Raw genomic sequence first — 20,949 nt, 5'->3', positions numbered from 1 at the left:
ACTAGATTGCACGGTATGGACGATGCCTCGGTGGTGCAGAAGGCCTCCTCGGCGCTCGCGGATGTCGACACCGCCGAATGGGCGCGACGTTTCGACCTGCTGTCCGATCCCCACCGCCTGGAGATCCTGCTGAGCCTGCACCGGGTTCCCGGCATTTGTGTCAGCGAGCTGGCCGCCGCGCTGGGCCGCTCGGAAAACGCGGTTTCCCAGGCACTCCGGGTGCTGCGCGGGCAGGGCTGGGTGCGTAGCGATCGCGTTGGGCGGTCGGTCAGCTACCGTCTGGACGACGATATCGTGCACGACCTGTTGCATTGGATCGGCGCAGGCCACAACTGACCTGGGCCGAAAGCGTCATTTCGGACACATCGAACTCCCGTCAAGATCAGCATGGACATGTACCGCTGACAGATCGGGAGGAGTGACCATGGACACAACCGATGTCGACCGGGCGGTGAAGGCCAAACACCGGGCGCTGTGGGCGTCGGGTGACTATGTGGCGGTAGCCACTGAACTCATCCCGGCACTCGGACCGGAACTGGTGCGGGCCTGCCGTGTCGGGCCCGGTGACCGTGTCCTCGACGTCGCCGCCGGGGCGGGGAACGCCGCCATCCCGGCCGCCGAAGCCGGTGCGGTGGTCACGGCGGGCGATCTCACCCCCGAACTGTTCACCGCCGGCCGCGCCGCTGCCACGGCGCGCGGTGTGGACGTGGACTGGGTCGAGGCCGACGCCGAGGCGATGCCGTTCGGCGACAACAGCTTCGACATCGTGATGTCCTGTGTGGGGGTGATGTTCGCACCCCGGCACCAGGTGGCCGCCGACGAACTGGTCCGGGTGTGCCGGCCCGGCGGCACCATCGGTCTGATCAATTGGACGCCAACAGGTTTCATCGGCGGACTGTTCGCCACCATGAAACCGTATGCGCCACCGCCGCCGCCCGGAGCCAGCCCCGCGCCGCTGTGGGGTGACGAGGTGCATGTGGCCGAACTGCTGGGTGACCGGGTGGCCGACCTGACCATGCGGCGACAGACGGTGACGCTGGACCACTGCACCGAGCCACTGGAGTTCCGGGAGTACTGGAAGCGCAACTACGGGCCCACCATCGCGGCCTACAAGTTCAACGCCGAGTCACCCGAACAGGTCGCCGCGCTGGACCAGGCGTTCCTGGACCACCTGGCCGGCACGCAGCGTGACGGGCGCTGGGAAGCCGAATATCTGTTGGTGACGGCGACTCGGCGCTGACTATTCGACCAACCCCAACAACGCGTTCTCGATCACCTCGGGCAGCGCGGGGTGGATCCAATACTGGCCGGTGGCAATTTCTTTGGCGGTCTGACCGAAGCTGATCGCCTGGATCAACGGCTGGATGATCGAGGACGCCTGATAACCCATGATGTGTGCGCCCAGGATCTTGCCGGTGGCCCGGTCGCCGATCAGCTTGGCGATGCCGGTGGTGTCCTCCATCGCCCAGCCGTAGGCCGTCGAACCGTACTCCTGCACCTTGACGATGATGTCGTGACCGGCCTCGCGGGCCTCGGTCTCGGTCAGCCCGACGGTGGCCATCTGTGGATCGGTGAACACGGCCGACGGCACGAACCGGTGATCGCTGGCCACCATGGCGGCGGTGTCGTCCCAGTCGCGTAACAGGTTGTGCCGCACCACCCGCATCTCGTGATTGGCCACATGCTTGAGCTGATACGCCGAGGACACATCACCGAGCGCCCATACTCCGCGCGCGGTGGTGCGCTGGTACTCGTCGACGGTCACCATGCCGTCGTTCACCTCGACACCGGCCAGTTCGGCGTCCAGCCGGTCCCCGTTGGGGTGTCGGCCGGTGGCCACCAGCAGCGCATCGGCGGCCAGTTCGGTGCCGTCGTCGAGTTCGAGGATCACCCCGTCACCCTGATGCGGGCGAGACCCGGTGACGTTGACTCCGGTTCGCAGGTCCCACTTTTCGCCCGCCAGCTCGGTGAACCGGTGGCAGATCGTGTCATCGCAGTGCGTCAACATGCCCGGCCCGCGGACCACGACGGTCACCTTGACCCCGAGCGAGGAGAACACGTGCGCGAACTCGGCGGCCACGAATCCGCCGCCGACGATCGCCAGATGTTCGGGCAGCGTCTCGATGCGCATGATGTTGTCGCTGGTGTAATACGTCACCCCGCACTCGGTGATGGCCGGCGGGATGACCGCACGGGCACCGGCGGCGATGACCACAGAAGAGGAGCTGAACTCGTCGCCGGCGGCGGTGCGCAGCGTGTAACGGTCCCCGTCGCGGCCGGTGAACTTGGTGTGGCTGGTGTACACGTCGATATTGGGCAGACCCTGCTTGTAGGTCTTACCGCTCTCGGCGATCGGGTCGATCCGGCCGAACACCCGCGACACGATGTCGGGCCAGCGCACCTTGTCGATATGCGCGTCGACCCCGTAGCGAGAGCTCTGCTTCACCGTCTCGGCGACCTCGGCGGCGTAGACGAACATCTTGGTCGGGATGCAGCCCACGTTGAGGCAGGTGCCCCCGAACGTGCCCTCCTCACAGATGGCGATCCGCATATCGGCGTACCGCGGGTCGACACCCGGATCCGGGATGCTGTTACCGGACCCGGTGCCGATGATGGTCAGGTCGTAATGCTGCATGCGTGTCCTATCCGCTGTGTGAGGTGGCGGTCTTGAGATACCAGTACAGCCAGCCGTCGAGTTCCTGATACGCCGCCGCCCGCGGTCCGGGCAGTGACAGGAAGACATCGTGTTTGGCGTCGGTGACCGGTACGACGGTGAGCCGGTTGCCGACACAGCCCGCCCACCGGGCGATCTGGTCGACGTCGAGCACGGCATCACCACGCTGGATCCGGTCCGGGTCACCGACCTCGGCGACGCTGTGATCCGAGCGCAGGATCAGGCTCGGCACCCCGACATCCAGCCCGCGGTGCAGCCGCTTCTGCCCGCGCCGGATCGCATTGATCCACCCGAAGGTGACCGGGAACCCGCCGACCGGCTTCCACTCCAGGTCGTATTCGAACTCGCCGGCGTAATCGCGGTGCAGGGATGTGCCGTAGCCGCCCTCGGTCGGCTTGCGGACCACCTTGAGCTTGCGCACCCGGGCCATCGCCATCAGCGCCGCCGAGGTGGGCGGGGTGCGCAGGATGGCCGGGCCGTGCAGATCGAGGAACGGGCTGTTGAGCACCAGGCCGGTGACCGGGCGGGTGGCGTGCCGACGTCGGCGCCGGTCCAGCCACAGCGTCACGATCAGCCCGCCGGCCGAATGCCCGTACACCAGCACCTCGCGGGCGCCGATGACACCGAGGGCGGCATCCAGAGCGCGGTCGTAATGCGCCAGATTGGAGGTGAAGTGCGGGGTCTGGCCGTCGCGCCGGGACCGACCGCACTTGGGCAGGTCCAGGGCGTAGCAGGCCAGGCCGCGCTCGGCGAAGTGATCGGCCAGTTCGGTGTGGAAGAAGTAATCGGTGTAACCGTGCACCACCAGCACGGCCCGGTCCGGGTGCGGAGTTGGTTCGTCGCGGGACACCAGGGTCGCCGCCAGCTCACCCTCCCCGTCGGGATCAGGTCCCAGGGCCAGTTGGCGCTGCCAATAGCCAGGCAAGACATCGGGCTCCCAGCCGGTCACGCCTGCCACTCTAGTGACCTAACGGCCGGGCGGTCCTCCCGGTCAGCCGGGAGATAACCTTATGTCCGTGTCTGACCCGAAAGCTGCCAAGACGGATGTCGTACTGATCGGTGCCGGCATCATGAGCGCCACCCTGGGCGCGCTGCTGCGCCTGCTCGAACCGGACTGGTCGATCACCATGATCGAGCGCCTCGACGGTGCGGCCGCCGAGAGCAGCGACCCGTGGAACAACGCGGGCACCGGACACTCCGCACTCTGTGAGCTGAACTACACACCGCAGAAGTCCGACGGCACCATCGACACCGCCAAGGCGATCAACGTCAACGAGCAGTTCCAGGTCTCCCGGCAGTTCTGGGCTTACGCGGTGGAGAACGGAGTGCTGCCCGACGTGCGCAGCTTCCTCAACCCGATCCCGCATGTGAGCTTCGTCGAGGGCGCGGCCAACGCCCAGTACCTGAAGGCGCGCCACGAGGCGCTGGTGCGCAACCCGTTGTTCGCCACCATGGAGTACATCGACGACAAGGACGAATTCGCCCGGCGCCTGCCGTTCATGGCGGCCAAGCGGACCTTCGCCGAACCGGTCGCCCTGAACTGGACGCAGGCCGGTACCGACGTCGACTTCGGCTCGCTGTCGCGCCAGCTCATCGGCTACAGCGCCGGCCACGGCATGACGACGCTGTTCGGCCACGATGTGCGCAATCTGCGCAAGGAGTCCGACGGCACCTGGACGGTCAAGGTCACCAACCGCCGGACCCGGTCCAAGCAGACCATCAACGCCAAGTTCGTGTTCGTCGGCGCCGGCGGTGGCGCGTTGGCGCTGCTGCAGAAGGCGGGTATCCCGGAGTCCAAGGGCTTCGGTGGGTTCCCGGTCGGCGGACAGTTCCTGCGTACCGGCAACCAGGACCTCACCGCCGGCCACCAGGCCAAGGTGTACGGGCTGCCGCCGCTGGGCGCCCCGCCGATGTCGGTGCCGCACCTGGACACCCGCGTCATCAACGGCAAATCGTTTCTGCTGTTCGGGCCGTTCGCCGGCTGGTCGCCGAAGTTCCTCAAGCAGGGCAAGGTCACCGATCTGCCATTCTCGGTCAAACCCGACAACCTGCCGTCGATGATCGGTGTCGGCCTGACCGAGGTCGGGCTGGTGAAATACCTGGTCGGGCAACTGATGCTGAGCGAGGCCGCGCGCGTCGACACGCTGCGTGAATTCGCACCCAGCGCAGTCGATTCCGACTGGGAACTGGATATCGCCGGGCAACGTGTGCAGGTCATCCGGCGCAAAGGCGCCGGCGGTGTGCTGGAGTTCGGCACCACGGTGCTCACCGCGGCCGACGGCAGCATCGCCGGTCTGCTGGGTGCCTCACCGGGTGCGTCGACCGCGGTGCCGGCCATGCTCGAGGTGATGGAACGCTGCTTCGCCGACCAGTACCAGGGCTGGCTGCCCAAGCTCAAGGAGATGGTGCCCTCGCTGGGCACCAAGCTGTCCGGGGAACCGGGGCTGTTCCAGGAGGTCTGGGATTACGGCACCAAGGTGCTCAAGCTGGATGTACCCGCTGTCTTATGACGATGAGCCCGCCATGACCGTCGCGCTGCGCCGCAACTGGGCGAAGGATCTCGACGCCGCCACGCTCTACGAACTGCTCAAGTTGCGGGTCGAGGTGTTCGTCGTCGAACAGGCCTGCCCGTACCCGGAACTCGACGGCCGTGACCTGCTCGCCGAGACCCGGCACTTCTGGCTGGAAGGTGAAGACGGACAGGTGATCTCGACGTTGCGGTTGATGGAGGAACATCCCGGTGGCGAGAAGGTGTTCCGCATCGGGCGGGTCTGCACCAAACGCAGCGACCGCGGACGCGGCCACACCGCGCGGCTGATGCAGGCCGCGATCGCCGAGGTGGGCACCTATCCGTGCCGCATCGACGCGCAGACCTACCTGCAGGACATGTACGCCGCACACGGATTCATCCCGGACGGTGAGGAATACATCGAGGACGGCATACCGCATATCGCCATGCTGCGCCCAGCCTCCGGGGCCCTGGCGTGACGGCCACGGTGGCGACCTATCCGTTCTCCGCGCTGGTCGGCCACGACCAGCTGCGACTGGCGCTGGTGCTGTGCGCGGTGCGCCCCGATATCGGCGGCGTGCTGATCCGGGGCGAGAAGGGCACCGCCAAATCGACTGCGGTGCGTGCGTTGGCCGCGGTGCTGGCCCACGTGGACGACGACGCCCGGCTGGTCGAACTGCCGATCGGCGCCACCGAGGATCGGGTGGTCGGCTCGCTGGATCTGCAGAAGGTGTTGCGCGAGGGCGAGCACGCGTTCTCCCCGGGCCTGCTGGCCCGCGCGCACGGTGGTGTGCTGTACGTCGACGAGGTCAACCTGCTGCACGACCACCTGGTCGACGTGCTGCTGGATGCCGCGGCGATGGGCCGGGTGCACATCGAACGCGACGGGGTCTCACACTCGCACGACGCCCGGTTCGTGCTGATCGGCACCATGAACCCCGAGGAGGGCGAGCTGCGCCCGCAGCTGCTGGACCGGTTCGGGCTGACCGTCGATGTCGCCGCCTCGCGCGATGTGGACACCCGGGTCGAGGTGATCCGCTCCCGGCTGGCCTACGAGGCCGATCCGCAGGGCTTCGCTGCCGGGTACGCCCACGCCGATGCCGAGCTGGCCCGCCGGATCGCCGCCGCGCGGGCGGCGCTCCCGGATGTGGTGTTGGGAGACAACGAGTTACGCCGCATCGCCGCACTGTGCGCGGCCTTCGACGTGGACGGCATGCGGGCCGATCTGGTGCTGGCCCGCACCGCGGTGGCGCACGCCGCCTGGCGCGGGTCGACGGTGGTGGAGGAGGAGGACATCCGGGTGGCGGCCGAACTGGCCCTGCCGCACCGGCGCCGCCGCGACCCGTTCGACGACCCGGGCCTGGACCCCGAGCGCCTCGACGATGCGTTGTCGCAGACCGCCGAACCGCCCGAGGAACCCGAACCGGACCCGGAACCGCCCGGCGGCGGGTCCGACGCACCGTCGGAAAGTTCCGCACAGCAGACTGATTCGTCGTCCGACGGTGAACCACAGGGCAAGGCCGCGCCGCCGCCGACACGATCGAGCGCGCCGCCGTCGGCGACCTTCCGCGCCCAGCGCCTGGTGGTGCCCGGGGTGGGTGAAGGTGCCCCGGGACGACGGTCGCGGGCGCGTAACCGCACCGGTGCCACCGTCGGTGCCACCGATGTCGCGGGCGAGGGGTACGGCACTCATGTGTTCGCGACTCTGCTTGCGGCGGTGGGCAATCAGCGACACTCCGGCCGCCCGCGGGTGCAGGTCGCCGATGTGCGCCGCGCCGTCCGGGAGGGGCGCGAGGGCAATCTGGTGATCTTCGTCGTCGACGCCTCGGGTTCGATGGCGGCGCGCGACCGGCTGGCCGCCGTCGGCGGGGCGACGATGTCGCTGCTGCGTGATGCCTATCAGCGCCGGGACAAGGTCGCCGTGATCACCTTCCGTGGTCAGCAGGCCGACCTGCTGCTGCCGCCGACCTCGTCGGTGTACATCGCCGGGCGCCGGCTGGCCCGCTTCGACACCGGCGGCAAGACGCCACTGGCTCAAGGGCTGCTGGCGGCCCGCGATGTGGTGCTACGGGAGAAGGCCCGCGACCGGGCGCGCCGGCCGCTGGTGGTGGTGCTGACCGACGGTCGCGCCACCGGGGGACCGGACCCGCTGGGCCGGGCCCGCACGGCGGCCCGGATGCTGGTGGCCGAGGGCGCGGCCGCCGTCGTCGTCGACTGTGAGACATCGTTTGTGCGTCTGGGTTTGGCCGAGGAGCTGGCGCGGCAGTTGGACGCGCCCGCGGTCCGGTTGGCGCACCTGCGGGCCGGTGAGCTCACCTCGCTGGTCAAGACCGCTGCGTAGGAGGCACCATGCCACAGGGGCAACCGCTGACCGTTCCCGACGACGGGCTGACCACCAAGGCCCGGCGCAACGCTCCGCTGCTGGCGGTGCACACCGGGCCGGGCAAGGGTAAGTCGACGGCCGCGTTCGGGATGGCGCTGCGGGCCTGGAACCAGGGTTTCGATATCGCGGTGTTCCAGTTCGTCAAGAGCGCGAAGTGGAAGGTGGGCGAGGAGAGCACTTTTCGCGAGCTCGGCAAGCTGCACGACGAGCACGGTGTCGGTGGTCCGGTGCAATGGCACAAGATGGGTTCGGGGTGGTCCTGGACGCGCAAACACGGGTCCGAGGTCGATCATGCCGAGGCCGCGCGGGACGGTTGGGCCGAGATCAAGCGTCGGATCGCGCAGGACCGCCATGACTTCTACGTGCTCGATGAGTTCACCTATCCACTCAAATGGGGCTGGATCGACGTCGACGAGGTCATCGAGGTGCTGCGTGGCCGGCCCGGCACCCAGCATGTGGTGATCACCGGCCGCGACGCACCGCAGGCCCTGATCGATGCCGCCGATCTGGTCACCGAGATGACCAAGGTGAAACATCCGATGGACGCCGGCCGCAAGGGTCAGCGGGGTATCGAGTGGTAGCTCCCGCGGTCGTCATCGCCGCACCCGCCTCGGGCAGCGGAAAGACCACGGTGGCAACGGGTCTGATGGGGGCACTGCGCCGGTCCGGGCACCGCGTCGCACCGTTCAAGGTCGGCCCGGACTTCATCGACCCCGGCTACCACGCGCTGGCCACCGGGCTGCCCGGGCGCAACCTGGACCCGGTGCTGGTGGGGGAGTCGTTGATCGGCCCGCTGTACCGGCACGGCACCGCCGGTGCCGATATTGCCGTCGTCGAGGGTGTGATGGGACTGTTCGACGGCCGGATCGGTGAGCATGCCGCCGGCCCCGCCCGCGGGTCCACCGCGCACGTCGCCGGACTGCTCGGCGCGCCGGTGGTGCTGGTGGTCGACGCCCGCGGGCAGGCACACAGCATTGCCGCACTGCTGCACGGGTTCTCGACCTTCGACAGCTCGGTGCGGATGGCCGGGGTGATCCTGAACCGGGTCGGGTCTGCGCGCCACGAACAGGTGCTGCGCCAGGGTTGCGAGCAAGCCGGGGTACCGGTACTCGGCGTCATCCCGCGGGCCGCCGAACTGGAGGTGCCGTCACGACACCTGGGTCTGGTGACCGCCGTCGAGTTCGGCGCGCTCGCCGACCGGGCCGTCGCGGCGATGACCGACCTGATCGCCCGGCACGTCGATATCGCCGCGCTGGCCCGGGTGGCCGCCGTCACCGTCACCGCCCAGCCGTGGCGTCCGCCGGCCACGTCCACCACCGGTGCGCCGGTGCGGGTCGCATTGGCGGCCGGGCGGGCCTTCAGCTTCGGTTACGCCGAGCACCGCGAACTGCTGCTCGCGGCGGGGGCCGAGGTCGTCGACTTCGATCCGCTGACCGAACCTTTGCCCGACGGCACCGCCGGTCTGGTCATCCCCGGCGGGTTCCCCGAACAGTTCACCGCCGAACTGTCGGCCAACACGGGGGTGCGCTCCGAGATCCGCGCGCTGGCCGCGGCCGGTGCGCCGATCCATGCCGAATGCGCCGGGCTGACCTATCTGGTCGACGATCTGGACGGTGCGCCGATGTGCGGTGTGCTGGCCGGCTCGGCCCGGTTCACCGAGAAGCTGACCCTGGGGTACCGCGATGCCGTCGCGGTGGCCGACTCGTCGCTGCACACCGCAGGCGAGCGGGTGTCGGGGCACGAATTTCACCGCACCACAGTCAATTTCGGGCAGGACTATGTGCCGGCCTGGGGTTTCACCGGGGCCGGTGGCCGCGACGGTGCGATCCACGGCGGTGTGCACGCGGGCTACCTGCACACCCACCCGGCAGCGCACCCGCAGGCTGGCTCCCGCTTCGTGGCCGCGGCGGCAACCTTTAAGCTCGGCGGGTGACAGAGAACGCCTACCTAGCCGGTCTGCGCCTCGAAGGCCGCAAAGTCGTCGTGGTCGGCGGCGGCACCGTGGCCCAACGTCGGCTCCCGCTACTGGTGGCCGCCGGCGCCGAGGTGCACGTGATCGCCCGGGCGGCGACCCCCGCGGTGGAGGCCTTCGGCGATTCCGGCGCCACGGTGACCGTGACCCTGCGTGATTTCCGCGACGAGGATCTCGACGGCGCCTGGTACGCGCTGGCCGCGACCGACGATCCGGAGGTCAACGCCGCGATCGTCGCCGGTGCCGAACGGCGCCGCATCTTCTGCGTACGCGCCGACGTGGCCCGCGAGGGCACCGCGGTGACACCGGCGTCCTTTGAATACGAGGGGCTGGCGGTGGGGGTGCTTGCCAGCGGGGAGCACCGCCGGTCGGCGGCCATCCGGTCGGCCATCCACGAGGCGCTGCAGCGCGGTGTCATCACCGATACCGGTGGTGGTTCGGTCGACACCGTGCACGAGGGCGTGGCGCTCGTCGGCGGCGGCCCCGGGGATCCGGAGCTGATCACGGTGCGCGGTCGCCGACTGTTGGCGCACGCCGATGTCGTCGTCGCCGACCGACTGGCCCCGCCGGAACTGCTGGCCGAACTGCCCCCGCACGTCGAGGTGATCGACGCCGCCAAGATCCCGTACGGGCGGGCCATGGCGCAGGAGGCCATCAACGATGTCCTGATCGACCGGGCCAAGGCCGGCAAGTTCGTCGTGCGTCTCAAGGGTGGCGATCCGTTCGTCTTCGCCCGCGGCTATGAAGAGGTGATCGCCTGCGCCGAGGCCGGCGTGCCGGTGACCGTGGTGCCCGGTGTGACAAGTGCCATAGCGGTACCCGCGCTGGCCGGTGTCCCGGTCACACATCGCCACGTCACCCACGAATTCGTGGTGGTCAGCGGGCACGTTGCGCCGGGGCACCCCGAATCGTTAGTGAATTGGGATGCGCTGGCCGCGATGTCCGGCACGATCGTGCTGCTGATGGCCGTCGAGCGCATCGAACTCTTCGCCCAGGCACTGCTGGCAGGCGGTCGACCTGCGGATACGCCGGTGATGGTGGTCCAGCACGGGACCACGGCGGCGCAGCGGACGGTGCGGGCGAATTTGACCGATGTTGCGGAAAAGGTCCGCTCGGAGGGTATTAGGCCCCCTGCCATCATCGTCATCGGGCCCGTGGCGGGGTTCGGTACTTAAAGGATTTCTAAGACTACTGTAAAGTAACCCGGCATGACTGCTCTCAACGACGCCGGCCGCAAGTCCGGCCGCCGAGACGGTGCAGACGACAGCGACCGGGCCTTACCAGTACACGTGGGCCGGGGGGATATGCAGCAAAACAGCAAGTCGCCGGCGTTTCTGCCGTCTTGGAACTTCATCGCCGCCGTCATTGCGATCGGCGGTATGCAGCTGCTGGCCACCATGGACAGCACCGTCGCGATCGTCGCGCTTCCTAAGATCCAGGACGAGTTGGGGCTCTCGGATGCCGGCCGTAGCTGGGTCATCACGGCCTATGTGCTGACCTTCGGCGGTCTGATGCTGCTGGGCGGGCGCCTGGGCGACACCATCGGCCGCAAGCGCACCTTCATCGTCGGCGTCACGCTGTTCACCATCGCCTCGGTGCTGTGCGGTGTGGCCTGGGATGAGGCCACCCTGGTAATCGCGCGCCTGCTGCAGGGTGTCGGCGCGGCGATCGCCTCGCCCACCGGCCTGGCGTTGATCGCCACGACCTTCCCGAAGGGCCCGGCCCGTAACACCGCGACGGCGGTCTTCGCCGCCATGACCGGTGTCGGCTCGGTGATGGGCCTGGTGGTCGGCGGCGCGCTGACCGAGGTGTCCTGGCGCTGGGCGTTCCTGGTGAACGTCCCGATCGGCCTGATCATGCTGTACCTGGCCCGCACTCACCTGCGCGAGACCGACCGGGCGCCGATGAAGCTCGACGCGGCCGGCGCCATCCTTGCCACCCTGGGCTGCACCGCCGCGGTGTTCGGCTTCTCGATGGGCCCCGAACGCGGCTGGACGGATCCGGTCACGCTGGCCTCGGGACTGGGTGCCCTGGTGTTCTTCGGGGCATTCCTCTATGTGGAGCGCACCGCCGAGAACCCGGTCGTGCCGTTCTCACTGTTCCGCGACCGGAACCGGGTGGCCACCTTCTACGCGGTGTTCCTGGCCGGCGGCGTGATGTTCACCCTCACGGTGCTCATCGGTCTCTATGTCCAGGACGTGATGGGCTACAGCGCGCTGCGCGCCGGTATCGGCTTCATCCCGTTCGTCATCGCCCTCGGTATCGGCCTGGGGTTGTCCTCGGTGCTGGTGTCGAAGTTCGCCCCGCGCCTGCTGGTCATCTCCGGCGGTGTCCTCGTGCTGGCCGCCATGATCTACGGCTCCACGCTGCACGGGGACATCCCGTACTTCCCGAACCTGGTCATCCCCATCACCGTCGGCGGGTTCGGCATCGGCATGATCGTCGTGCCGCTGACCGTGTCGGCCATCGCGGGTGTCGGGTTCGACGAGATCGGTCCGGTGTCGGCCATCGCGCTGATGCTGCAGAACCTGGGCGGCCCGGTCGTGCTCGCGATCATCCAGGCCGTCATCACGTCGCGCACCCTGTACCTGGGTGGCACGACCGGCCCGGTCAAGAACATGAACGAGGCGCAGCTCAACGCGCTCGACCAGGGCTACACCTACGGTCTGCTGTGGGTCGCCGCCGTCGCCGTCGTGGTGGGTGCGGCCGCGCTGTTCATCCGCTACACCGCCGAAGAGGTCGCGCACGCCCAGGAGGTCAAGGACGCGATCGACGCCGGAGAGCTGGAGAACTGAGGAAGTCCCGCATCGGGGGCACTGCCTCGCCCAGGTGCGTCTCCAGCAGCCGGCGCGCCGATTCCTGCGCCACGCATCCACGACCTGGACCCAACCCTCGGCCCGCACTCAGAGGATGAGCTCCAACGAGACGTTCCAGAGGCGTTCGGCGTTGCCGCGGTCGACAGCATAGGGTGCGACGCCCGACCCTCCGTCGCCCCGCTCGGTGACGGTTTCAGCCTCGTTGACGTCTTCGAAGTACCGGCCGGTGACCCCTTCTACAAGAGGCGACGCGGCGAGCAGAACCGAGGTTGCCGCGCCTTGTTCGGGCGTCTTGGCCTTCATCGGCATGCTGTCCGTCTGATCATCGAACCAGCCCGGACCCATATGGCGCGTCAGACCGGTTGCGATCGCGCCGGGCATCAGCGCGTTGGCGGTGATGCCGTCGTCTGCCCACCGCTGCCCGACTCCGACCGCGAACAGGACATTGGCGGTCTTGGACTGGCCGTATGCGCTGATCCCGTCGTAGGGGATGAAGCTGTAATTGAGGTCATCGAAGTTGACCGGGGATAGGAGGTTTCCGGCAGAGCTGACCGAGACGATCCGGGCACCTGCGGCTGCCGCCAGCGCGGGGCGCAAACCGACAGCCAGCCGGAAGTGGCCCAGGTGGTTGGTCGCGAAGTGCAGCTCCTGGTCATAGGCGGTGAGGGTCCGCTGGGGGATCGCCATGATCCCGGCGTTGTTGACCAGAATGTGCAGCGGCCCGCTCCAGGTCTGCACGAACGCATCGACACTCGATGGGTCCGCCAGCTCGATCGGCGCCACCTCTACGCGGTCATTACCCGTGGTTGTGGAGATGTCCGCCGCGACCTCAGCGCCTCTGGCGATGTCGCGGACCGCCAACGTAACGGCGGCGCCGGCGCCGGCGAGGGCTCGGGCAGTCTCCACTCCGATACCCGAGGAAGCGCCGGTGACCACTGCCCGCTTGCCGGCGAGATCCACACCGGCCAGAACCTCGGACGCAGTGCTCTGGGCGCCGAAAGGTGTACGGATCAACGAAGACATAACCAACTCCCGATGGATTGCGAATAAAACTAAAGACCGACGGTCTCTTAACGCGGCCAAGTTAACACACCGTCGGTCCCTTAACAAGAGACAGGTGGTCTGTAGGCTGGCGGCGTGGACTCGTTTCAACGAGCGCGCACCGAAGAGCAGCGCGAACAACGCCGCCAGGTGCTCCTCGACACTGCGGCGGGAATGCTGACCGAGATGCCTGTGGCGGCATTGAGCTTGAACGAACTCAGTCGGCGTGTTGGGCTGGCAAAGTCGAATGTGCTGCGGTACTACGAGTCCCGCGAGGCGATCCTGCTGGAACTGCTCGCCGCCGAGTTGAGGGCATGGCTGGTCGACCTCGAGCGGGAGACTTCCCGCTCTGCCGGCGGCCCCTACAGAGAGCGTTCCAGTCGACTGGTAGCAGCAATACTGCTGACTTTGGAAGCCCGGCCGATGCTGTGCGATCTCATCAGTTCGCATGCCGCGGTGCTGGAACGTAACGTCTCGACCGAGGTGGTGTTACGTCACAAGAGAGCTGTGCATCAGGCTTTGAGCGATATCGGACGGATGGTGACGAGCGTCCTGCCGGAGCTGACAGTCGAGGACGGCTTTCAGTTTGCAGCGACAGTCATCATGGCGGTGACCGCCGCATGGCCGCACAGCACTCCCACACCGGCCCTGGAAGCTGCGTATGCCGCCGACCCCGCAGTCGCGGAAATGCGGATGAACTTTGCCGATATCGTCGGTCGACCGCTGTTTCTGACTCTCGCCGGGCTGCTGTCCGAGCGCGAGGGGGACAGCAGCACGCGGGCCAGGCGAGATCCGGAATGAAGGTTTCGAAGCAGGCGTTCAAGGGTATCGGCTGGATGATGCCGTCTCAGTGCGACGTATCGGCAGTGACGCTGTGCGCCGAAATCACATCGATGTAGTTTGTCCACAGCTGTGCATGAATCCTGTGGATCACTTGCTGATCAGGACGGCCGACTGCCCGTCGGTAGGGTGGGGAGCCATGTCGGGCGCGGTGTCCGCGCCGACCGGTATGGCCCTGATCGCCACCACCTACGCCGTCGGGCACGCCCGCAACAAGGCACTGGCGGTATCCGCGGCCATGCAGGGCCTCGGTGCGGTGCTCGGGCTGATCCCGGGCGGGGCGCTGACCGAAGTGTCTCGGCGCTGGGCGGGCTCGGCATCGGCGTGATCTCGGTGGTGCTGCCGCTGTGCGCGATCACCGAGGTCGGCCCCGCCGAGATCGGACCGACCTCGGCGGTGACGCTGATGGTCTACAACCTCGGCGGTCCGATCGTGCTCGTCGTCATCCAGGCCGTGCAGACGTCACGCACCCTCTACCTGGGCGGTACGACGGGCCCGGTGCGCGATATGAGCCCGGCCCAACTCGGTGCGCTCGGGCACGGCCACACGTATTCACTTGTTGTGGGTGGCGGGTATCGAGGTACTCGTCGGGGTCGCGGCGCTGGGCATCGGTTCCACCGCCCGTCAGATCGCCAGTGCGCAGCACACCAGGGAAGCCGTCGAGGCAGGAGAACTGTGAACCCGACCCGTCAGCAGATCTCGGATGCGACCAGCCGGCTGGGCTGGCGGCTGATCCTCGGTGCGATCTACGCCCAGGTCCGGGTACCGACGCTGACCGCGGCCACCGAGGTGGCGGCGCTGGCCGCAGCGGCCTGTGCCGATGCGCCCGGACATCTGCACCTGGACCTGCGCACGGATCGTGCGGTGCTGCGGCTGCAGTCCGAGACCATCGGCGCGGTGACCGAGCAGGACCTGGAACTGGCGCAACGGCTGGCCTGGGTACTGCAGGAGGCCGGCAACGAGATCGAACCCGGCGGCGCCGAGCTGCAGACCTTCGAGATCGCGATCGACGCACTCGACATCGCCTCAGTGCGTCCGTTCTGGAAGGCCGTCACCGGTTATGTCGACGTGCACGGAGTGACCGATCTGCACCGTGGCCTGTGCGACCCGGCCGGTCGCGGCCCGGTGATCTGGTTCCAGCAGATGGATCGGCCACGCGCGCAACGCAATCGGATTCACATCGACGTCGACGTCACACACGATATGGCCGCCGGCCGCATTCGGGCGGCGCTGGCCGCCGGCGGTGTGCTGCTCAGCGACCGCGCCGCACCGGCGTTCTGGGTGCTCGCCGACGCCGAAGGCAACGAGGCGTGCCTCTGCACCTGGCAGGGACGCGACTAGGCCCGGCTAAGCTTGCCGCTCGTGATCACCCGTATGTCCGAGCTGTTCCTTCGTACCCTGCGTGACGATCCGGCCGATGCCGAGGTCCCCAGCCACAAGCTGCTGGTCCGGGCCGGCTATGTCCGGCCGGTCGGGCCCGGGATCTACAGCTGGCTGCCGCTGGGCCTGCGGGTGCTGCGCAAGATCGAGAACATCGTGCGTGACGAGATGAACGCCATCGGTGGTCAGGAGATCCTGCTGCCCGCCCTGCTGCCGCGCGCCCCGTACGAGACCACCAACCGCTGGACCGAGTACGGCGACACGCTGTTCCGGCTGCAGGACCGCCGCAACAACGACTACCTGCTCGGGCCCACCCACGAGGAGCTGTTCACCCTGATGGTCAAGGGTGAGTACTCCTCGTACAAGGATCTCCCGGTCCTGCTCTATCAAATCCAGACCAAGTACCGCGACGAGGCCCGGCCGCGGGCAGGCATCCTGCGCGGCCGTGAGTTCGTCATGAAGGACTCCTACTCCTTCGATCTCGACGACGACGGCCTCAAGACCGCCTATCACCAGCACCGCGACGCCTACCAGCGCATTTTCAACCGCCTCGGCGTCGACTATGTGATCGTTTCGGCGGTGTCCGGCGCCATGGGCGGCAGTGCCTCGGAGGAGTTCCTGGCCGAGAGCGAGGTCGGTGAGGACACCTTCGTGCGTTGCGTCGAATCGGGTTACGCGGCCAACGTCGAGGCCGTCGTCACCCGGGCGCCCGCCGATATCCCCATCGACGGCCAGCCTGCCGCCGTCGTGCACGACACCCCGGACGCGCCCACCATTGCAACCCTGGTGGACTGGGCGAACTCCGCCGCGCTGGTGCAGTTCGACGGCCGCGCTGTCACCGCCGCGGACACCCTGAAGAACGTGCTGCTGAAGACCCGTGAGCCGGGCGGGGAGTGGGAGCTGCTCGGTATCGGTGTGCCCGGTGACCGCGACGTCGACGAGAAACGTCTGGGCGCGGCGCTGGAACCCGCCGAGTTCGCGCTGCTCGAGGACGCCGACTTCGCCGCGAACCCGTTTCTGGTGAAGGGCTACGTCGGGCCGAAGGCGCTGCAGGACAACGGGATCCGCTACCTTGTCGACCCGCGGGTAGTCTCCGGCACGTCGTGGATCACCGGTGCCGACGAACCCAACAAGCACGTGGTGGGCCTGGTCGCCGGCCGTGACTTCACCCCGGACGGCACCATCGAGGCCGCCGATGTCCGCGACGGTGATCCGTCCCCGGACGGTGCGGGGGTGCTCACCTCGGCCCGCGGTATCGAGATCGGTCACATCTTCCAACTCGGCCGCAAGTACGCCGACGCCTTCACCGCCGATGTGCTGGGCGAGAACGGCAAGCCGGTGCGGCTCACCATGGGCTCCTACGGTATCGGGGTGTCCCGGCTGGTTGCCGTGATCGCCGAACAGCAGCATGACGAGATCGGTCTGCGCTGGCCGGCGGCGGTCGCCCCGTTCGACGTGCACGTGGTCATCGCCAACAAGGACGCCGCCGCCCGAGAGGGTGCCACCGAGCTGACAGGGGAGCTGTCCCGGTTGGGTTTCGAGGTGCTGTTCGACGACCGAACGTCGTCGCCGGGGGTGAAGTTCAAGGACGCCGAACTGCTCGGCATGCCGTGGATCGTGGTCGTCGGTCGCGGCTGGGCCGACGGGAAGGTGGAGCTGCGCAACCGGTTCACCGGTGAGGCCCGCGAGCTGGCTGTCGAGGGCGCGGCCGCCCAAGTCGCGGCCGCACTCAACGGCTAGTGAATCGCTAGCCGGCCGACTCGGAGCCGCCGGGGAACGCCGTGGTCACCGGGGCGACCCCGAGGACGGCGTTCCAGCGGGCGGTCAGCACCGCGGCCTGGGTCATCGCCGTCACCGCGAAGGCGCGGTCCTGCGGTGTCTGCGCCTGCTCCAGCACCGCGCGCCAGGCCGTGACGGTGTCGGATTCCATCCGCACCGCGAGCTCGGCGGCGTCGCCGGGATCGGTGACCTCGGCCGGCAACTGGTAGCCGGGTGCCGGCAGCGGCGCGGTGACCTGCTGTTCGGCCAGCAACTCCAGGGCCTGCTCCCGGCGTTCGCGGTGCTGGGCCATCGCCTCCGCGACCAACCAGTTGTCCTCCGGCGTCGAATGCGCCGAGACATGGCCGTAGCCGTAGATGGCGCCGTGCTCGGTCGCCACCGCGTCGAACAGTGCGGCGTGCGTCGGGTCGGTGGGTCGGTCGGGGTCCGGTGTGGGTGTCGGGGTGGTCATGGCTTCGCCTTCCCGCCGAGGGCCACCTGGTAGGACGCGGTGCAGGATGCCGCGATCGAGCCGAGCAGTCCGGCCCGGTAGCCGGCCAGTCGCTCGGCGGTCTGGGTGGCGTTGTCGGCCGATTCGCGTAGCGCCGCGATGACATCGTCGACGGTCGGCGGAGGTGCGGGGGCCGCGCTGGTGGTGGGTGTCTCGCTGTTGGTGACCGGCGACTCACCCTCGGTGAGCCGGGTGATCTCGGCGCCCAGGGCATCGGCATGGGCGGCGCGCTCGGCGGCGATCGCCGTCAGTGTCGCGATCCGGGCCTGCTGTTGCGGACCCCGCAAGGCGGTGGCCGCCGCCCCGGCGAGCTCGCTGTCGGCTCGGGCCCGGTCGAACTGCGTCTGCAGGTCGGCCAGATCGGCCGGCGGCACATCGGGTGCACAGGCCGTGGTCGATACCAACAGGCCGACGGCGACGGTGGCGGGCAGCGTGCCCAGCAGCAGGCGCCGCCGATTGAGGTGGGGCAGGGCGCTCGGCACGCCCACATCCTGCCATGTTGGGTTGCACTGTTCGTTTGGTGATTGGCGCGTCGCGGCTGGCGTATCGTTTGGTAACCGATTCTCCGGTCGCACCGGCCGGAGACTGTGTCCGCACAACTCAAGATGAGGAGCTCGCCGTGGCATCGGATGACCCGCTGCGGTCTGCGCGACTTCCGTCGCGCGAGCAGGTGATCGAACTGCTGGACGGCGAGTTCGCACGCGCGGGTTACGAAGTCGAGGATGTGACGATCGCGGCGTCGCTGCGGCCGCCCAAGATCACCATCGTGGCCGACGGCGACGAGGCGCTGGATCTGGACGCGGTCGCCGAACTGTCCCGGCTGGCCTCCGAGCTGCTCGATTCCGTCGACGGCACCGTCGCGGATGCCGAGTTCGCGCCGTACGTGCTCGAAGTCACCTCCCGCGGTGTCGACCGCCCGCTGACCGACGAGAAGCATTTCCGGCGCGCCAAGGGGCGCAAGGTCGCGCTGACACTGGCCGACGGGGCGGCGCTCACCGGACGGATCGGTGCCGCCGCCGACGGGGTGGTGCGGTTGGTGGTGCCGGCGGGCAGGGATTTCGCGGTGCGCCCCATCGGTATCGGCGATATCGCCAAAGCGATTGTCCAAGTGGAGTTTTCACAGCCCAACCGACGTGAGTTGGATCTCGTCGAACAGTCAGGAGAGGGGGCCGCGACGTGAACATCGATATGGCGGCGTTGCACGCCATCGAGGCGGACAAGGGAATTTCGGTCGATGTGGTGGTCGACACCATCAAATCGGCTCTGCTGACCGCCTACCGGCACACCGAGGGCCATGAGGCGGATGCGCGCATCGACGTCGACCGCAAGACCGGTGTGGTCAAGGTCATGGCCCGCGAGACCGACGCCGACGGCAACCTGATCAGCGAATGGGACGACACCCCAGAGGGTTTCGGCCGCATCGCGGCGACCACCGCACGTCAGGTGATCCTGCAGCGGTTGCGCGATGCCGAGAACGAGAAGATGTACGGCGAGTTCTCCGCCCGCGAGGGCGACATCGTCGCCGGTGTGGTGCAGCGTGATGCCCGCGAGAACACCCGGGGCAACGTGGTGGTCCGGGTCGGTACCGAGGCCAAGGGTTCCGACGGCATGATCCGGCCCGCCGAGCAGGTTCCCGGTGAGGGATACGAGCACGGCGACCGGCTGCGTTGTTATGTCATCGGGGTGTCCCGTGGTGCCCGCGAGCCCAAGATCGAGCTGTCGCGCACCCATCCGAATCTGGTCCGCAAGCTGTTCGCGCTGGAGGTACCCGAGATCGCCGACGGCTCGGTGGACATCGTCGCGGTGGCCCGCGAGGCCGGCCACCGGTCCAAGATCGCCGTCGCCTCCAAGGTGTCCGGGCTGAACGCCAAGGGCGCCTGCATCGGCCCGATGGGTCAGCGGGTGCGCAACGTGATGAGCGAGCTGTCAGGGGAGAAGATCGACATCATCGACTTCGACGAGGACCCGGCCCGCTTCGTGGCCAATGCGCTGTCGCCTGCCAAGGTGGTCTCGGTGACCGTGATCGACGAGTCGACGCGCGCGGCCCGGGTGGTCGTCCCGGACTTCCAGCTGTCGCTGGCCATCGGCAAGGAGGGGCAGAACGCCCGGCTGGCGGCCCGGCTGACCGGCTGGCGCATCGACATCCGCAGTGACGCCGCCGCGGCGGCTGACGTCGGCGGGGCCGACTGAACAAGGCACGTCGCAGCCCTCGTTTCGGTGCAGTCGACACGCGATTCTGTCTGCGGGAACTCCTGACGGTAGACTGAGCCGTGATCCAGCGCGAGACTTCCGCCACCCCGGCTCGTGCGCACCGCAGTCCCGACGGACCGGTGCGGACATGTGTGGGATGCCGGAAACGAGAGCTGGCCGTCGATCTGCTTCGACTGGCCGCTGTCACCGACAGGCCCGGCGCATGCGCCGTGACTGTCGATGCAGCGGGTAACCTGCCGGGGCGGGGTGCATGGCTGCATCCCGATCCGCAGTGTGTGGACGTAGCACTTCGCCGGCGGGCAATCGGTCGGGCGTTGCGCATCACCGGTTCGCCGGACACCACAGCGGTGGTCGAGTACATCGATCACCGGTTAGAGAACAGGTAGCGAAGAACATGAGCACACCGTGAAGTCCCGATGACCATGCGTCATAGCTAAACCCGAGGCGCGGCCCACCACCGCTGTCGCCTCCAGACGAGGAGAAGTAGTGGCAGGTAAGGCCCGCGTGCACGAGTTGGCCAAGGAACTCGGTGTCACCAGTAAGGAAGTTCTCGCCCGACTGAACGAACAGGGCGAGTTCGTCAAATCAGCATCATCGACCGTCGAGGCGCCCGTCGCCCGCCGGTTGCGTGAATCTTTCGGCGGCGGAAAGCCCGCCAAGTCGGCTCCCGCGGCTCGGCCGTCGGCACCCAGTGGTGGAGCCCCCACTCCCGGTCCCCGGCCCGGCCCCAAGCCCGCCGCTCCGGCTCCCGCAGCGCCGCCGGCCGCTCCTGCGGCACCCGCCGCGCCGGCAGCACCGGCCGCGTCCGCACCTGCGGCGCAGCGTCCCGGCCCCCGGCCCGGACCGGCCCCGGC

Annotated in this window: 22 protein-coding genes and 1 pseudogene; 18 read left to right on the top strand and 5 right to left on the bottom strand. The window is 68.4% G+C overall.

The window, feature by feature from the left end; translation table 11 throughout:
• The first annotated feature begins 15 nt into the window (after positions 1-15).
• Positions 16-336, top strand: coding sequence for an ArsR/SmtB family transcription factor (locus ACLBYA_RS04970; RefSeq protein WP_447708258.1), 321 nt, complete (start codon positions 16-18; stop codon positions 334-336).
• A gap of 88 nt (positions 337-424) precedes the next feature.
• Entirely contained in the window at positions 425-1,240 is an 816-nt protein-coding gene (locus tag ACLBYA_RS04965) for a class I SAM-dependent methyltransferase (protein WP_447708257.1), read from the top strand.
• Here the strand turns inward: ACLBYA_RS04965 and mtr are convergent, their stop codons facing one another.
• Together mtr and ACLBYA_RS04955 are read right to left on the bottom strand one after the other, a co-directional pair.
• On the bottom strand, positions 1,241-2,635 hold the full coding sequence (gene mtr, locus ACLBYA_RS04960; RefSeq protein WP_447708256.1) for a mycothione reductase: 1,395 nt from the start codon (positions 2,633-2,635) through the stop codon (positions 1,241-1,243).
• A 7-nt stretch (positions 2,636-2,642) separates the two neighbouring features.
• Positions 2,643-3,623, bottom strand: coding sequence for an alpha/beta hydrolase (locus ACLBYA_RS04955; protein ID WP_447708255.1), 981 nt, complete (start codon positions 3,621-3,623; stop codon positions 2,643-2,645).
• 61 nt (positions 3,624-3,684) lie between these two features.
• Between ACLBYA_RS04955 and mqo the strand changes: the two genes are divergently transcribed.
• The 7 genes from mqo to ACLBYA_RS04920 all read left to right on the top strand — a co-directional run bounded on the left by mqo (position 3,685) and on the right by ACLBYA_RS04920 (position 12,333).
• Positions 3,685-5,184: a malate dehydrogenase (quinone) gene (mqo, locus tag ACLBYA_RS04950; RefSeq protein WP_447708254.1), complete on the top strand. Its 1,500-nt coding sequence runs from the start codon at positions 3,685-3,687 to the stop codon at positions 5,182-5,184.
• 13 nt (positions 5,185-5,197) lie between these two features.
• Positions 5,198-5,662 carry a GNAT family N-acetyltransferase gene (locus tag ACLBYA_RS04945; protein ID WP_447708643.1) on the top strand — a complete coding sequence of 155 codons (465 nt, stop codon included), beginning with the start codon at positions 5,198-5,200 and terminating at the stop codon, positions 5,660-5,662.
• 8 nt (positions 5,663-5,670) lie between these two features.
• Positions 5,671-7,524: a magnesium chelatase subunit D family protein gene (locus ACLBYA_RS04940; RefSeq protein WP_447708642.1), complete on the top strand. Its 1,854-nt coding sequence runs from the start codon at positions 5,671-5,673 to the stop codon at positions 7,522-7,524.
• An 8-nt stretch (positions 7,525-7,532) separates the two neighbouring features.
• Positions 7,533-8,147: a cob(I)yrinic acid a,c-diamide adenosyltransferase gene (cobO, locus tag ACLBYA_RS04935; RefSeq protein ID WP_447708253.1), complete on the top strand. Its 615-nt coding sequence runs from the start codon at positions 7,533-7,535 to the stop codon at positions 8,145-8,147.
• Positions 8,141-9,499, top strand: coding sequence for a cobyrinate a,c-diamide synthase (locus ACLBYA_RS04930; RefSeq protein WP_447708252.1), 1,359 nt, complete (start codon positions 8,141-8,143; stop codon positions 9,497-9,499). Before cobO ends, ACLBYA_RS04930 begins: the two co-directional genes overlap by 7 nt.
• The gene (cobA, locus tag ACLBYA_RS04925) at positions 9,496-10,713 is read left to right on the top strand and encodes a uroporphyrinogen-III C-methyltransferase (protein ID WP_447708251.1); all 1,218 of its coding nucleotides are present in this window, start codon (positions 9,496-9,498) and stop codon (positions 10,711-10,713) included. The genes ACLBYA_RS04930 and cobA overlap by 4 nt, the downstream gene beginning before the upstream one ends.
• A 129-nt stretch (positions 10,714-10,842) precedes the next feature.
• Positions 10,843-12,333 (top strand): MFS transporter, encoded by a 1,491-nt coding sequence (locus tag ACLBYA_RS04920; RefSeq protein WP_447708641.1) that lies wholly within the window; start codon positions 10,843-10,845, stop codon positions 12,331-12,333.
• Positions 12,334-12,441: 108 nt separating this feature from the next.
• Here the strand turns inward: ACLBYA_RS04920 and ACLBYA_RS04915 are convergent, their stop codons facing one another.
• Positions 12,442-13,314 (bottom strand): SDR family NAD(P)-dependent oxidoreductase, encoded by an 873-nt coding sequence (locus ACLBYA_RS04915; RefSeq protein WP_447708250.1) that lies wholly within the window; start codon positions 13,312-13,314, stop codon positions 12,442-12,444.
• Between the two features lie 177 nt (positions 13,315-13,491).
• Here ACLBYA_RS04915 and ACLBYA_RS04910 point away from each other — a divergent pair, with 177 nt between their 5' ends.
• From ACLBYA_RS04910 to ACLBYA_RS04890, 5 genes and pseudogenes are all read left to right on the top strand, one after another.
• On the top strand, positions 13,492-14,196 hold the full coding sequence (locus tag ACLBYA_RS04910) for a TetR family transcriptional regulator (protein ID WP_447708249.1): 705 nt from the start codon (positions 13,492-13,494) through the stop codon (positions 14,194-14,196).
• A gap of 178 nt (positions 14,197-14,374) precedes the next feature.
• A complete protein-coding gene (locus ACLBYA_RS04905) occupies positions 14,375-14,563 on the top strand; it encodes a hypothetical protein (protein WP_447708673.1) in 189 nt (62 codons plus the stop codon).
• Positions 14,539-14,914 (top strand): annotated as a pseudogene (locus ACLBYA_RS04900) (MFS transporter); the annotation flags it as partial. The gene ACLBYA_RS04905 and the pseudogene ACLBYA_RS04900, both read left to right, overlap by 25 nt.
• Positions 14,797-15,576: a VOC family protein gene (locus ACLBYA_RS04895; RefSeq protein WP_447708248.1), complete on the top strand. Its 780-nt coding sequence runs from the start codon at positions 14,797-14,799 to the stop codon at positions 15,574-15,576. The pseudogene ACLBYA_RS04900 and the gene ACLBYA_RS04895, both read left to right, overlap by 118 nt.
• Before the next feature lie 21 nt (positions 15,577-15,597).
• Entirely contained in the window at positions 15,598-17,355 is a 1,758-nt protein-coding gene (locus ACLBYA_RS04890; protein WP_447708247.1) for a proline--tRNA ligase, read from the top strand.
• 7 nt (positions 17,356-17,362) lie between these two features.
• Here the strand turns inward: ACLBYA_RS04890 and ACLBYA_RS04885 are convergent, their stop codons facing one another.
• Positions 17,363-17,845, bottom strand: coding sequence for a ferritin-like domain-containing protein (locus tag ACLBYA_RS04885; RefSeq protein ID WP_447708246.1), 483 nt, complete (start codon positions 17,843-17,845; stop codon positions 17,363-17,365).
• Positions 17,842-18,366 (bottom strand): hypothetical protein, encoded by a 525-nt coding sequence (locus tag ACLBYA_RS04880; protein WP_447708245.1) that lies wholly within the window; start codon positions 18,364-18,366, stop codon positions 17,842-17,844. Before ACLBYA_RS04880 ends, ACLBYA_RS04885 begins: the two co-directional genes overlap by 4 nt.
• Before the next feature lie 137 nt (positions 18,367-18,503).
• Between ACLBYA_RS04880 and rimP the strand changes: the two genes are divergently transcribed.
• The 4 genes from rimP to ACLBYA_RS04860 all read left to right on the top strand — a co-directional run.
• On the top strand, positions 18,504-19,064 hold the full coding sequence (rimP, locus tag ACLBYA_RS04875; RefSeq protein WP_447708244.1) for a ribosome maturation factor RimP: 561 nt from the start codon (positions 18,504-18,506) through the stop codon (positions 19,062-19,064).
• On the top strand, positions 19,061-20,074 hold the full coding sequence (gene nusA / locus ACLBYA_RS04870) for a transcription termination factor NusA (RefSeq protein WP_447708243.1): 1,014 nt from the start codon (positions 19,061-19,063) through the stop codon (positions 20,072-20,074). The genes rimP and nusA overlap by 4 nt, the downstream gene beginning before the upstream one ends.
• Before the next feature lie 80 nt (positions 20,075-20,154).
• Complete coding sequence (locus ACLBYA_RS04865) at positions 20,155-20,481, top strand: YlxR family protein (protein WP_447708242.1); 327 nt, start codon at positions 20,155-20,157, stop codon at positions 20,479-20,481.
• A 100-nt stretch (positions 20,482-20,581) separates the two neighbouring features.
• A partial coding sequence (locus ACLBYA_RS04860) for a translation initiation factor IF-2 N-terminal domain-containing protein (protein WP_447708241.1) occupies positions 20,582-20,949 on the top strand: 368 nt, incomplete at its 3' end.

The sequence above is a fragment of the Mycobacterium sp. C31M genome (genome assembly GCF_053345865.1).
Note: the sequence above shows the minus strand (reverse complement) of the source record. Positions and strands in the feature narration are given on the sequence as shown.